The sequence below is a fragment of the Spirosoma validum genome, from assembly GCF_014699035.1.
In the GTDB taxonomy this organism is placed as follows: domain Bacteria; phylum Bacteroidota; class Bacteroidia; order Cytophagales; family Spirosomataceae; genus Spirosoma; species Spirosoma validum.
The window spans coordinates 502,660-516,554 of record NZ_JACXAA010000002.1 but is presented as its reverse complement, the minus strand read 5'-3'; the positions used below and the strand labels follow the sequence as shown (position 1 = coordinate 516,554).

Below are 13,895 nucleotides of genomic sequence, written 5' to 3'. Positions count from 1 at the left end.
TCAGATTAGGGTTTGAGGGTGAGGGCGGAGCTGGTCATCTGGCCTTGCAGGGCGGCTTCGATCTGATCCAGCCGGGCCTGGGTTAGGCTTTCCTGTTTTTCCATGGCGGCTAGCCGGGCTTTGAGCTGCTGGTTCTCTTCGATCAGGGCCTGAATGGCAATCAGGTTGACCCCGTCGAAATCGGCCTGATTTATTGACTTGTCTTCGCCAATGATACCCAGTTCATCGTGACCGAAAGCCGCAAAAAAATCCTGGGCCATGGGACCGTAGTGACGATACGTCTTCGCATCCTGGCCTTTGTAGTTCCAACTACCCAGTCGCAGCTGAGCGATCTTTTGCAGAAACGAAGCGCCGTCCACGTTCCGGAAGTTCTCTTTACGGGTCGAATCGGAGATGACAGACCAAGCATTGCTGCCCGCCACGACCTGTACACCAATGGCCGCCGACTGATTCTGAGGATTGGTAGAATAAAGGCGGTAGCCCCCAGCAAAGCGCATCATCATTTGATTGGCCGTGGTATTTGTATAGTACGAGGCCGCCGGCCGATCCCCAAAAATAAAGGAGCCCAGGTAGCCGTTGGTCCCGACCGAGGTACCCATAGCTACCGAGTTGTTACCACTGGCCGTGAGCCCAGTCCCGATGGCGATTGAGCCGCCCCCTGTAGCCTCGTTGCCAGACCCTAATGCCACCGACTGGTTGCCCCCAGCGTGGGCATTGTAGCCTGCGGCAAATGAGTAATAGCCCACCCGATTACTGTCCCACATGTCACCCTGCACGATACCCGCCCTGAAGGCGGCTTTGCTGGCGTGCCAGATCAGCTTTATATACGGGGTATCATCATTATCGTCGCCTGCAAAGTTCAACGTTTGGCCAAACAGGACGTCTTTTCCTTCGGCCACATTGAAGAATGCTTTGGGTGTGGTGGTGCCGATACCCACCTGGGCGTAGAGACTTGCCGAGCTTAGTAGCCCAGCGGCTAATAGAAAGAATTGTTTCATACTGTAGCACTACGATTGTTAGGATTGATTGAGTTGTTATACACCGCCGGGCCATCCCAACGGTGGAACAATGATCGGTTTTTAGAGCATCATCGACTATAAGACTTGGGGCAACTTACCTCGAATTTGGGGCAGATCAGCCCGCTTTTTGAGCGAACGGTCGACCTCTGTCCATTTGTTAGTCGTTAATAGTCTGCCTGATGAAAATAGAGCTTCACGAAAATAAGAGGATTGTTTTTTAACATCCATTTCATACATATTCTATAGAGAATAAAATCACCTATCAGCTAAGTTGGAATTGATATACCCGTGTAAACACCTGATTGAATAAAAACCGTGTTTACTGGCTGGTTTCTTTTGAACAAACCGGCCAACTTTAAATCCACTCGTTCAGCCAAACAATAGACAATTCAGCCAATGGAAACTACTTACAGTCAACTTGAAACCGCTTTTATTTTAAGTGCCTTCGCCTATTTGTCGACAGACAATTTACTCAAACAGATTCAGAACACGTTCAGTGGTCAGGAAACGCTACAATTTATTGCCACGCCCTCGCCCTACGACAATTACGCTTTTATTACCTACAATCAACAGCTTAATCGCTACACACTGGCGATCCGGGGCTCGGTACCTTTTAGCGCTCCGAACTGGGGTGGGTTTTATAACTGGATTAGTGAAGACTTCAATGTCTTTCAACAGTCGAACTGGCCTTACCCGACTGACACGTCTAACCCTACCCTTCAAGTATCCAACGGCTCACTGCTGGCGCTCACTCAACTCTTATCGCTACAGGATAGTCCGACGGCTTCGGATAATGATCCTCAATCACCGATTTATACCCTCTTGAGTCAAGCCGCTGGCCAGGGTAGTCAAATCCTGATTACCGGTCATAGTTTGGGAGCCAACATGGCCAACAGCTTTGCCGTTTACTTCGCTCAGCAATTGCAACAGGCGGGTCAGTCGATCACCAATGTGTCTTTAATCAGCATAGCCGCTCCGGCTAGTGGTAATCAGGCTTTTGCGGCTATGCTGGATGCAGACTACCCCGGTCAGCAATCCTTTCATTATGAACTGGCTGGAGACATTGTACCTAAATTTCCAGTTGTTGACCAAATTTTAGATAAGCTGATGGTACTGTATGGATCACTTTCTTCATCTGGCGACGTGCCTGAAGCAGCATCGATTGAGGTGTATCCGCCCTATAGCCCTACGCTGGCTAATGCCTTTGAAGTAGTAGCTGGCGCCATTGCTCTTTCCTACTGGCTAGAGGATACAAACGCATACAGCCAGCCAACTAACAACTACGAAATGCAAAGTCAGCCAGCGCCGAGTTCCTTCCCTAACACGATTACTGGCTTTTTTCAGGAAGCAAAAATGTTTCACTCGCTCTATGCTTATTCGGAAGCCTACGCCCCAAGCATAAGCCAGCTGATTAAGCAGGTAAGCTCCTTAGTGCCAGCATATCGCAACGTCCTGCTAGCATAGATTAGTCATTATCTGCCAAGAAATATACACTCATACAGCCCAAAGTGCCTGGCTTAAGTTGACTAGGTGCTTTGGGCTGCATGAGCTGCCCATAACCATCTTATAATACGCTCTCCTAAGCCATATCTTAATTTATAGATTGTTTAAGGTTTCGCGTTCCTCATTCAACCGCCTGCTAGGGTTAAATGACTCAATGGAGGAGCTGGCGGAAAGACTCTATGCTAGTGATACCAATTGAATCGAGCGTCATAGTAATGTTCTAGTATGCTTATATGGCTACAACAACTGAAGGACTAGCAATCCGTACGGTGCTCCTTTGTGCTAATTAAGCCTTATCATAATTATTCTGTGAAGATTAATGAATGCTTAGCCCTACATGTGTCCAGCATAACCCGGTTTTCAAACACGTTGCCCACGACTACTGTCTCTGTTTTTGAGCCATAGAACGTTACTAAATCGTCGTCCCCGTCTAATTCGCCGAACGCGCCCTTTTGAAAGACAACCGTATTCCACGATACATACACTTTGTTCTCGCTCTCACCGTAATGACGCCAATAGAGGATGTCCCCCTCGAAGATCATTGTCCCCTTCGCATCATAGACGCCTGTAAACTGCAATATCACGCACTCAGTACGTATCAAACAGCGAGGAACCAACTGGGCTTTGCTCACCATCCAAGGCAGATAAACAAACCGATCGTTAAAGCTTTCAGCGGGGTACATGGTCCGAGTCGGCTTGTGCCACACTCGAAAAGCCACTAATCGATCATTCATGCTGAAAGCTGTTTAAGCCGCTGGTAAATAGCCTCCTTACGCCGACGGGAGACGGGAACCCACCCGCCAATCTTCAGCAGCAACCGGCCCTGATGACGTACCGAGCCCGGCAGGCAACACACGTAAGCGGGGTTGACCAGGTGCGAACGGTGTGGCTGCCAGAAGTGGGGCACCAGCCGGGCCAAACTAACCAGCGTCCCCGCAACGGGGTACAACCGGCCGTCCTGAGTGCAGACCTGGCAGCGACTGCCCACAGCCTCAATCCGGACAACACTCGCTAGTAGAACCAGCCGGGGCAACCGGTCGATGATCACTGGCAGACTACGGCCGGGAGCAGCTTCTACTCCCGGCGCGTAGGTTGTTATTGCACTTCTCATGGCTCAGATCGGAAATCGCTGCTGGTTGAGTCGGTAGCATTCGTAGCGCTGGCCCGGATTGCGGTGTTTAAGCAAATAGCCCAGATTCACCGCCCTTGTGATAAAGACCTCGGCCCGGGTTTTAGCCAGCGGCACACCAACGATCTCCGAGGCTTCCATCAGGTTGGCCCGCAGCTGAGCGTACAGTAGCGACTCATCCAGAAGGAACGCGCGCCGAAAGATCGCCTGGCGCTGCTCGTCGGTTATGTTGTCCAGAGTGTGCTTAACGAGCCTGACTGGTTTTTCCTCCAGGTAGATCAGCTCGTTACTGGCCAGCTTGTAGAGATCCGCCAGTCGTCCGTAGCGCTCGATGGTATCCAGCAGGCTTTCATTGCCGGCGCGGTTTAATCGGTGCACGTTCACCCCGTATACGTCGTGCATGCGTCGGTACAGATAGTTGTAGGTACTAGCAAAGTCGGCCTGGTGATACGCGCAATAGTTGCTGATCAGGCTCAGAAACCGCTCCCGAAGCTGAGCGTTGTGGCCGGGCGAACTGGAAGTTGGGAGAGCTCTAACCGGTGCAGGTTGTATGGGCCTGGTTCCCCGATTGATCTGGTCAACGTCGGCGCGCAGTTGGGTGATCAATTGCGCTTGCCCGGTCAGTAGCTGGGTTTGCTGACTGATCAGGTTCAGGAGGGTTAGATCAGCGGGCAAAGCGGCCGGAGCGGACAGTTTACGCAGGGCTTTCTCGGCTTCGATGAAATACTGCCGAACTTGCTCGCCTTTTTCGGTCGGCGCTTTCATCGAAAGCTTTTTGGCGAAGTCAATTGAAATGGCGTAATCACTGGTCTGGTTACCGTTCGCCATGATGGCGAACCCCGTCCAATCGGTTCCTTCTGAAGCAAATGGGTTATCGACAATGTTCTTCTTGGACCAGCGGGACCAGTGAGTTTTATCAAGACCCAGAAACTCGAATAACTCGCGAGCGGAGACTATCGACACGCCTTGCTCATTAGTGGTAATGCTGATCAGCTCAGTCACGATTCACCTCCTTTTCGACTAAGTAGCTTTTCCAGTTCCGTTCGTAGTTGATTTTTGCCTCAAGGGTCACGACCAGCTCAATCATGCGCAGCATTCGGCAAATGACCACGTCGTGAAATCGCATGTCTTCATCGGTACTGACGCGGGCTTCTTTTTTGTATTCGGTCAGTACCCACTGTTCGAGCGTGGTACACAGCGCCCGAACGGTTTCAGTAGATCCTTCATCGACGCTGACAAAGGCGTTGATGGTGCGGTCGTATTCGGCTAGTTGCTGCTCGATACGCTGCTGGGTGGTGGTGTGGGTAGTGGTCATACAACAGGACGGTTTAGGACCAACAGCACAAGTGATACATTGGCCGCCTGACTACGCTCAATCTGGGAAGGAGCAAAAGCCTCATCGTCATAACTCAGATAAAGCCGCTCGCTGTCAATAGCTGTCAGACGGCCTACTACGTGACGATCTAAGGGCTTATCCGCTTCATCGACCAGCCACACATCCACCACTTTACCCACCAAATCCGAATGCCAGGCGGGGGGCGTTGAGCGGCACACGTACAAGCCACCAACCCGCAGTTGTGGGGCCATTTTATCGTCGGTTACCGGACAGATAAAGCAGTACTTAGCCTCCTTTTCGGTCAGATCGCCGTTGCTGACCAGCCAGCCCAGCATTAACTGTTGGGTCTGGTAGCTTAGGGGGTGAACACGGTGTTTACTCATGGCTCACCTCCTCTTTGCATTTTTCGATCTGGTCTTTCAGAAAGGTCAGATCCGTTAGCTGGGTTTGCAGCTCAGCCAGCAGCGAGGTTAGATCCAGAGTCAGTTGCAATACATTCTGAGTAGACTTGGTAGTCAGCACCGTCGAGGGTGTGGTTAACCACAAAAACAGGAGTTCATTGATAGCCTCCGTAGAGGTCAGGCCGTGACGTTCGCCAAAATAAGCGTCAACGGTGTCAAGCAGTTTGGTTTGTGCTTTGTGAAAGGCCGCTTCTAGTTCGTGCCGATCCTCGGGCAAAAGAGTCGTCTGTTTCATAGCTTGCCCTCCTTAGTTAACCGCGACTTCCAAAACCGACACCACCCGCGCCATACTGGCAATCACCGACCGGCTTTCGATGCGGTCGGACCATTCCGCGTTATCGCGGCTAACCCGAACGTAATGAGGGGTAATACACACCACGCGGCCTAAGTAAAAAGCGAACCGGTCAGCTTTAACGGTCACGGCTACGACCTTCCCGATAAGGGTATGATACTGGACGGGCTGTACCGTCACGGCTATAAAGTCAACGCCTTCGGGTAGCCTGGGGCTCATGCTGTCGTCCTGAGTGGTGGCAATGCCAGCCTGGGGCCGCTCAAGGGGAGTAATACGCCCTTCCTGACAAAGTTGGTCAATCAGGTAGCGAGAGTAAGAAAAATGGGCTGATGGTCGATTTTCGACCGATGGGACGGCATTTATGGCCGTTTGTAGAATTTGGGTAACCGTTGGCACAGGGGAATTTGCGTAGTTCGCCCTACCCACGTAGTTTTGCTCCGTAGACATTTTAACTGAGAGGTTTGATGTTATACATGCCCCTTTGCTATGGCCTGAGAAACTCTAGCATTGGGGTTTTTTATTGATAGTCAACTCGTTACATACGGTCCAGCGGGCAACCTCCCCGGTACTATTTCGCCTTTTCTGCTCCTTATTGACAATACAATATTACATAAACTTGAATAGCTATTCAAGTTTGAGGGTAAATTTTTTATCTCTTCTCAACACTGATTTTTAAGCGTACTCCTAATGCTTCGATGATTTTCGAAAGAGTTGCTATTGTTGGATTTTGTTTCCCACTTTCATACTTATTGATCATTGATTCAGATACTCCAATCTTCTCTCCTAATTCCTTCTGAGTTAGACCTTTTTCTTTCCGAGTTTGCTTAATGAGTTCTCCGACTTGTTCTGCTATATCTGACATGGCATCTGTGCTGTGAATGATGTAAAAATAGTAATCACTCTTATCGAGCAGACAACATACACCACGAATGGTCAGGAAAAGTGCATTTATGAGTAAAAGGTCTGTATAGCCGTTAACCTAAGCACATTGTTTTGCCAACTATCTCTTCTGTAATGTATAATCGGCCTGACTACTCGCCTTCCCGTTGGCATCAACACTATACAGCTTGAGCATGGAAGTAGAAACGACCTCGACTTTGTACTTCTTCCAGGCGGGGTCAAAACTGCTGTTCCACCTCCGGTAGCTCAATACGTTGTTTGCATCGATCTTGTACTCATATTTATCGATGCTTTTAGCTCCCTGAAAGCTCGAATTGTAACTGTAATAGTTTTTGCCTGCTGAAAAGTCAAAGAACACATCAGTATAAATAGAATACGAACCTTGATCCCAGACACCTTTTAAGGTAGCAAGTAGAGCAGGCGAATTAACGACAGCGGCCGCTTCTTTTTCAAGATTACTGGTTCGGGTTAAAATAATAGGCAGTAATTCAGTATAGGAGGTAGCTGTTTCTATAATTCGAAACAGCCTCATCTCATCGTCAGATATGGGTTGAAATCTGGCGTACTTATTCGTCTTACCGACCGACCCATCTACGGAAATTACCTTATCAACAATCCCGAATTGATAAACTAAGCTAGTCGTTTGAATATCATCAATATACACATAAGGATTATATGTGTTTTTGTAATTCATTATATTACTGGCTTTGGAAAATTCGTAGGTATAATTATCATATTTTTTTCCTTCACCTTTCACAAATGCCCCCCATACGCCTGGCAAAAAATTAACCAACCCGGGGTCATCAACAACATCGGCAAGGCTCAAGTAAAGAGCTGGGATTAAAATGCTGGTTGTTTTTGAAACTTCACCCCCCTTTCCCTTTGCCGTTAGCTTAACATTGTACGAGCCCGATCTTGTGTATTTATATACAGGACTGGCCTCCGTAGACACATTCCCGTTGCCAAAGTCCCAGCTGTACGAATCCGCATTCTTAGTTTTGTTGTTGAAGGTTACTTGGCCATTTGAATTCGTCCAGGTGAAATCTACAATCGGTTTTACGTTGCCTATCTCGATCTCTCGACTGGTCTTAACTGCCCCACCTTTACCGGCAGCCGTTAGTGTGACGGTGTACTTCTTGTTTTCGGTATATTTTACAGATGGGGATACACTGGAGCTTTCGCTACCATTTCCTAAATCCCAGGAGTAGCTCAGCGCATTGGTCGACGTATTGGTGAAAGTCATTTGGCCATCTTCGCCTGATGTCATTGTAAAGCTGGCCACCGGAGCCGCAAAGGACGAGACCTCGACATCCTTGCTAGTCTGATCACCGGCCGTCGGATTCTTAACGCTCAGCGTAACCGTGTACTTTGCGTTCTTCTCAAAGGTATGCTTGGGGCTTTTCTCAGTACTAGTTGGCGATCCGTCCCCAAAGTTCCATACGTAACTATCAGCTTCGGTCGATTGATCAGTAAATTGAATTATTCCATTACCGGAGCTAGACCAGTTGAAGACGGCTTTGGGCGCTGGTCGGGGTGTTTCTTTAGGCGAGCAGCTATTAAAGAGGAAAGCGAGGCAGAACAGGAGGGTAAAGGTTGATTTCATATGGTGTGGTTGAATATTGTTACAGCTTAATCGACAAAGCGAGCCTTATCAGCAAGCTACTGATTGAGATCGTATGTAAACATAGGATCTGTACTGCTCAACTGAAGCGACAAAACATAGTATATCTAATAGAATCATACTTATAAATAGTATGGACTACTCTGAACAGGATATTGAAAACTTAGATAAGATTATTGGTGCCTTAGCCAAGACGTCAATAGGTACAATCCCAGAAATTCTGTACGGCTATCAAGAATTTCCGTCCCACGGGAGTCCTGAAGATTTGGATTGTCGAACGTATGAGGATATTCTAACCAAGAATAACATTTGCTCAATCACGGATGGTTGGACGCCCAATAGTGTCCCAGGGGGATATAAGACCCTTTACTTAGATAGTGGCGGACGTACTATTTTACGTTCAAAAAAAACAATTCGAGACTTTTTTCAAGAGAATGATAAAGATGAAAATCTGTTAGTGACGAGCATTAGCCCTTATAAGTCAATTGGCAATCCTGTGTCAATTGAAAAATATGAAGCGTTCGATTTAATTCTTAGTCACATTTTGACCACTAATCAAGGGCATTCCAATCACATCAAACAAAATATTCCCGCCTTCAAAGATGTAGATCAAGCTCGGATAGACTTGCTGTTAGAAGAAATGTATAATGTAGCGTCTGGCGCATTTCAAAAGAAGCCTTTCCTAAATAGACCAGCACTATTTAGAAATAACTACACTCACCTAATAAAGGAAGAGGGGGGATTCAAGAAATTACTCGAAAAGAGAGAGCAAGAGAACAAAAGCCAACAGCCTTTTATTTCATATAATTTCAATAATTCAGGGCATGGGAATATTATCAATACGGGCAACAATTCATTTTTGAAGGCCACCGCAAATCGAAGTAATAGCGTTAGGGTTTCGACGCCAGAAACGTTAAAAGATGAATTGCAAAAGTTGACCACCCAGATCAAGGATCTGCTTGATAAAATAGATACGCTGGAGTCCGATACCAAAGAAGAGGCCATTCATCAAGTAGAAGTAGTTGAACGGCAGGTGGCTAAAGCTGAGCCCAATTTTAGTCTCATCGGTAAAGCTCTGCAAATGATCGAGACCCTACTAATGGATGCCGTATCAAATGAATACACACCATTGATTCTTGACGGCATACGACACTTACTTCCGCAACTAGCGAAGTGAGTCACATAATCCTATAGCAAAGCGAGTTTCTTTAATCATTAACTTTTTGCTCAAATCAAGAATAACAGTAGCATGTCATCCAATTCAATGCGTTTGAGCTTAGTCGCTAAGCTATTAAGTAAAGGACTATCAAGTGTCGTTAAAATCCTGCGAGAAGGTGGATACAGTGTTGAAATTAATCCTAACTAACAAGTCAATCAGGAACAGTTGGAGTTTCTAGCAAAAAGGTGCAATACCCCATCGCTGATTAAAAACTTCTCACCTGACAATAAGTCAACCTCAAGTCCAATACCTACCGGCTTACCAGGATTGAAAGTAATCGGCAAGATTGATCTTAATGCAAGAACAGACAGCTCACAGTCAAAAACGACCGGTTCTATTAATAAAATGCCTTTAACCAAACAATTGGACGTATTGAAAGAGATTGAAGCAATTAGGAAAAAGATCGGCATCCCTGATTTCATCTACAAATACTCCACAATCAATTCACACTTTCTCAACTCACTGAAAAACAATTATTTATATTTTAATAACCCATCTAATTTTAATGATCCCTTTGACTGTTCAACCAAGCTAGTAGATTTTGTCGGCAGCGACCATCAATACACAGTTTATCTAAAAAAGTTAGGGCAATTTAATGTTAGTGACATCACCTCTGATCAAATTCAAGAAATTAAGGAACACTATAAAAATGCCTTTGAGGAAGCTGTAGGGAACGTTGGCATATCATGTTTTTCCAGAAGTTACACAAATATTTTGATGTGGTCCCATTACGCCTATAACCACAAGGGCGTGTGTATTGAGTTTGACTACAATGCAGATAAGCTTATTCATTCAGCATTGGATGTATATTATACTGATACGTTCTTTAAAACCGATTTTAATGAAGAGCCGGAAATTGCTATTGGTAATATGACCTTCGCCAAAGCTGTCGACTGGCAATACGAGAAGGAACTCAGAATCTATCAGGTGGGCCTAAATTCGGAAGAGAAGAGGAAAATCAACTATAATAAAAAGGCGCTAACAAAGATCATTTTTGGAATGAAATGCAGCGAAGCTAATCGACAGGAAATTGTGTCGATAGTACGAGAATCAGCTTACCCAAACGTTAGTTTTTACTTAGCTAACCCTGTTTCAGGTAAATACGCAGTTGAATTACAAGAACTGAAAGTAAATGGTGCACAGTCTGCTTGACAATATTCTAATATATTGAATCGGGAAACCATAGGAGAAATAGTGCCATCAGCCTTTCTAAAAGTTAGGTTAGTCAAGAAAAATACGATGGTGCTTACTCTACAAGCTTTTTAGCGAATTCCATAATTTGAGGAGCATAATCATACAGTCCACGAGATGTTACACCCGTTACCACAGGAATAACCCATTTCATTACTTTTTCTTTAAGGACAGATTTATCCCCTTGGTTATCTTTTACAATCTCCTTCAGGTCGTCAATTTCTTCTTTTTGAACACCAAGGCTTTCAAGCTTTGAGTAATCGCTGAAGCCGATATTGTTGGTTATATCCTTTTGGACAACGTTTTGCCCAGTTGCTACGTTTACTGGATTATTATTACCCCAGATATGGTTATTGACAATGTTTTCTACCTTATTTAGGTTTTCCTTAGTAGCCATAAATTCGTTTTCTAAGTTGGGAAATTGTTCATACAGATCAAGTAATGTATCTAAAAGCTTTTGCTTAGTTAACTCTATTATTTCCTGATAACTCGCTTTGCGAAACTGTTTCCTTACCCCTTGTAATCCTCCACCTCTTGCAGTTATGTTACTTTGAAAGCGATTTGCTAACGTGCGAGCTAGGTGAGTAGATAATTGTACTACAATATTAATTTCGTCAGTAAGATCTTTCAGTGTGGACTCAATATGTGTTATGCCATCAGTCACACGGTATTCATCATAATATCTTCGTAAGGTAGGATCTGCAACTCCAACGGGTATAATATCTTGGCCACCAAAAGGAAGACCTATAATGATTTCGGTTTGGCATGGAAGGGCTCTGTAATCGGGTAACTGATCATCATTAGGATAACCTTGGAGTTCTTGATTAACCCATTCTCTAAGAGAACTATTCTGCGTTTTACTAGCAATTAGTTTGGCTCTTGTCAGGCCTTGACCAAGCGTTATTCTATCGAATGCGAGGTCTTCAATCAACTGCTTAATCATATTCTGGGCTAAAATATGGACAGTATAATCTACTGACTCATGTATATATCTATTACCGAAAGTTAGTCACGCCAACGTTGCTCTACAAAGCCAGGAATTACCGTTATCAAACTATTAGCACAAAGATCTACTATGGCATATTTTTATAGGAAATTGTCCTGCAAACCACTCTTTTTGCAAAATATTACTCTAGAAACCAATACCCCACTGCCACCCCAAATAACCCCTTCCCTGCCTGCACTCCCAATCCGCCAAACAACCAGTGCTAACAACGTTCCTGCTCGAAAACGGCGGCAAAGCCCCCCGCTTTGACTCGGAAGGTTCAGCTACAATCCTAACCAGCGTAAGAAGGGAAGATTGCTACATTTTTCTGAAAGTGGGGAGCTGGCTACGGTGTCTGGCTAAGGGTCAGTTCATGGCTCATTCGGAGACGTACTTTATGGAGAACTTTCAGCTCGTGTAACTACTGTAGTCACCGTCGACCAACTTTAATACGTATTACCCGCTGGCTTTCCCATGCTTACGAAACGCCTGGATGAGTTGGTAGACGAAGTAGGCAATGAAAACGCGGCTGATGCCTTCGGTAGCCCTAGCCCAGCCGTTGATCTTGGGCTTCTCTCCTAGTAGCTGCTCGGCTACGTAATCTGCTTTATGAATTGGATTAACAAACTCCAGAAAGTACGAAGCGACGTGGCTGAACGTATCAAGATTACCGTCTATTGGCAAAGCTGGCCAGTAGCCTAATATCCAACAATAAACGCCGTAGAAAAGGGAGCTGATTAGTAGAGTTGTACCAAGGCCCCTCTGCCAGCTTTGGCCATGAAACGTAGAATACTTGTTAAGGTTGAGGTTTAATTTTTCCCAGAAGTCATTCCACTTCCACCATGAGAGCGTTGATAAATATGCCTCCATTTCTTTGGCATAGTAACGATTTGCTTCTACCCGGTCACCACGAGCTTCGTAGATTTTTTTTATCTGACTGTAGCCAACTTGTCTTTGTTGATAATCTTTATTTCCATGCTTATCTACGGTCGTGATTTTGTCGGGCATTTTCGTTCCCGTTACAAAGACATCTGTAATTTTAGAGCTGTCGAAATGCAGGCCAAAGCCTGATAGGTCACAGCCCATAAAAATAACCTTACCTAAATCGCTGCTGTCGATTCGTATCTGAGGCTTCTCTGTATTATCATGGTACGATAGTAATCTGCCTTGTTCAAAAACGTCATCTTTCGCAATGACGGGCTGCTTTCCGTTCGGGTAAAGCGGTGTCTTGCGAGCCGACAATTTAGTAGGAACAATAGTGCCTAAATTCTGTACATGATTAAACGTCAAGCTGTAGAACTGACCGCTCAGTTGAATAAATGAGTCTTTAGGAATTGCCGAACGAAATTGTAAGCTATTGATTCGACAATTTTCTTCTATTCTTAGCTTAATAGCTGATGCTATATCCCAAATAGTAAGTCTGTAGATATAACCGCTTCCAAAGTTGACCTCGCCCTTATATGTCCCTCCTTCAATCAAAAATTCTTTGTTAAAAGTAGCGTTGCCAACCGACATTCCCTTGTGAAACGACCCTTGTGAGATAAGAAACTCATCGTCGAATGTACCTTTTGTTATCCCAAATTTGCCGTCAAAGGTGCCATCCCAAACCCGAAACCCACGATTGAATTTTCCACCCTCGATCAAAAAACCTTCCTTGAATAGTCCACCTTCAATGCTAAAACTCTGATTAAAGGTACCGCCTTTAACGATAAAATGACTTGAGAAACTACTGTTGGTTTCTACTCGGAAAGAATCGTTGAAAGTGCCATCCTTAATTGTCAGATTTCCATTAAACGTGCCCCCTCGAATACGAGTAGATCCAAAAGATCCACTCAAAATTTCAATTCCATTAAAAATTCCTCCACTAATTACCAAGAAGTTAATAGCTACATTGTCGAACTGTAGTTCATTAATGAATTTGCCACCTTCTATAGATATTCCCCTGTGGAATGCACTGTCTTGTATAAACAGAGGTAATGCGACTTCTATATTACTATCTAGTTTAACATGATCAGTGATTTCAACCCCTCTAATAATAGTGGCATCAATGGGGTAATCAATCATTCTTTCATAATACTCCGCATACCGCTCCCTATCAACTTCCGTAAGAACATCAATAAACTCCTGAGCCGTCAGCTGACGTAAAGGTGGGTTCTGCGAAGTCTGATCAGCGTTCATGATAAATCAGCGTGGATGAGGTCACAAGATATAGAAAGAGGATTTTTTCAGACTGGATACA

The 13,895-nt window shown here is 45.3% G+C and carries 16 protein-coding genes; 4 read left to right on the top strand and 12 right to left on the bottom strand.

The features are described 5' to 3' along the window. Positions 1–5: 5 nt before the first annotated feature. The gene (locus IC230_RS34440; RefSeq protein ID WP_191038263.1) at positions 6–998 is read right to left on the bottom strand and encodes a tail fiber domain-containing protein; all 993 of its coding nucleotides are present in this window, start codon (positions 996–998) and stop codon (positions 6–8) included. A 417-nt stretch (positions 999–1,415) separates the two neighbouring features. On the opposite strand from IC230_RS34440, the gene IC230_RS07015 reads away from it, so the two are divergent. Continuing rightward, positions 1,416–2,483 carry a lipase family protein gene (locus IC230_RS07015; RefSeq protein WP_191038262.1) on the top strand — a complete coding sequence of 356 codons (1,068 nt, stop codon included), beginning with the start codon at positions 1,416–1,418 and terminating at the stop codon, positions 2,481–2,483. Between the two features lie 341 nt (positions 2,484–2,824). Here the strand turns inward: IC230_RS07015 and IC230_RS07010 are convergent, their stop codons facing one another. From IC230_RS07010 to IC230_RS06970, 9 genes are all read right to left on the bottom strand, one after another. Next, positions 2,825–3,256, bottom strand: coding sequence for a YopX family protein (locus IC230_RS07010; RefSeq protein ID WP_191038261.1), 432 nt, complete (start codon positions 3,254–3,256; stop codon positions 2,825–2,827). Next, positions 3,253–3,633: a LytTR family DNA-binding domain-containing protein gene (locus tag IC230_RS07005; protein ID WP_191038260.1), complete on the bottom strand. Its 381-nt coding sequence runs from the start codon at positions 3,631–3,633 to the stop codon at positions 3,253–3,255. Before IC230_RS07005 ends, IC230_RS07010 begins: the two co-directional genes overlap by 4 nt. 3 nt (positions 3,634–3,636) lie before the next feature. After that, the gene (locus IC230_RS07000) at positions 3,637–4,653 is read right to left on the bottom strand and encodes an antA/AntB antirepressor family protein (protein WP_191038259.1); all 1,017 of its coding nucleotides are present in this window, start codon (positions 4,651–4,653) and stop codon (positions 3,637–3,639) included. After that, positions 4,646–4,966, bottom strand: coding sequence for a hypothetical protein (locus IC230_RS06995; RefSeq protein ID WP_191038258.1), 321 nt, complete (start codon positions 4,964–4,966; stop codon positions 4,646–4,648). Before IC230_RS06995 ends, IC230_RS07000 begins: the two co-directional genes overlap by 8 nt. Then, the gene (locus tag IC230_RS06990) at positions 4,963–5,370 is read right to left on the bottom strand and encodes a hypothetical protein (protein ID WP_191038257.1); all 408 of its coding nucleotides are present in this window, start codon (positions 5,368–5,370) and stop codon (positions 4,963–4,965) included. The genes IC230_RS06995 and IC230_RS06990 overlap by 4 nt, the downstream gene beginning before the upstream one ends. Continuing rightward, positions 5,363–5,683: a hypothetical protein gene (locus tag IC230_RS06985; protein ID WP_191038256.1), complete on the bottom strand. Its 321-nt coding sequence runs from the start codon at positions 5,681–5,683 to the stop codon at positions 5,363–5,365. Before IC230_RS06985 ends, IC230_RS06990 begins: the two co-directional genes overlap by 8 nt. Before the next feature lie 12 nt (positions 5,684–5,695). After that, a complete protein-coding gene (locus tag IC230_RS06980; RefSeq protein ID WP_191038255.1) occupies positions 5,696–6,187 on the bottom strand; it encodes a hypothetical protein in 492 nt (163 codons plus the stop codon). A gap of 202 nt (positions 6,188–6,389) precedes the next feature. Continuing rightward, positions 6,390–6,602, bottom strand: coding sequence for a helix-turn-helix domain-containing protein (locus IC230_RS06975; protein ID WP_191038254.1), 213 nt, complete (start codon positions 6,600–6,602; stop codon positions 6,390–6,392). A 138-nt stretch (positions 6,603–6,740) separates the two neighbouring features. Next, positions 6,741–8,243, bottom strand: coding sequence for a PKD domain-containing protein (locus IC230_RS06970; protein WP_191038253.1), 1,503 nt, complete (start codon positions 8,241–8,243; stop codon positions 6,741–6,743). Between the two features lie 151 nt (positions 8,244–8,394). Between IC230_RS06970 and IC230_RS06965 the strand changes: the two genes are divergently transcribed. Then, complete coding sequence (locus IC230_RS06965; RefSeq protein WP_191038252.1) at positions 8,395–9,438, top strand: hypothetical protein; 1,044 nt, start codon at positions 8,395–8,397, stop codon at positions 9,436–9,438. Between the two features lie 207 nt (positions 9,439–9,645). Then, positions 9,646–10,632 (top strand): DUF2971 domain-containing protein, encoded by a 987-nt coding sequence (locus IC230_RS06960; protein WP_191038251.1) that lies wholly within the window; start codon positions 9,646–9,648, stop codon positions 10,630–10,632. A 94-nt stretch (positions 10,633–10,726) separates the two neighbouring features. Here the strand turns inward: IC230_RS06960 and IC230_RS06955 are convergent, their stop codons facing one another. After that, positions 10,727–11,614 carry an AbiTii domain-containing protein gene (locus IC230_RS06955; RefSeq protein WP_191038250.1) on the bottom strand — a complete coding sequence of 296 codons (888 nt, stop codon included), beginning with the start codon at positions 11,612–11,614 and terminating at the stop codon, positions 10,727–10,729. Between the two features lie 262 nt (positions 11,615–11,876). Between IC230_RS06955 and IC230_RS06950 the strand changes: the two genes are divergently transcribed. Further along, a complete protein-coding gene (locus IC230_RS06950) occupies positions 11,877–12,077 on the top strand; it encodes a hypothetical protein (protein ID WP_191038249.1) in 201 nt (66 codons plus the stop codon). Positions 12,078–12,112: 35 nt separating this feature from the next. Here IC230_RS06950 and IC230_RS06945 read toward each other — a convergent pair whose 3' ends face one another. Then, positions 12,113–13,834: a hypothetical protein gene (locus IC230_RS06945; protein WP_191038248.1), complete on the bottom strand. Its 1,722-nt coding sequence runs from the start codon at positions 13,832–13,834 to the stop codon at positions 12,113–12,115. Between the last annotated feature and the right edge of the window lie 61 nt (positions 13,835–13,895).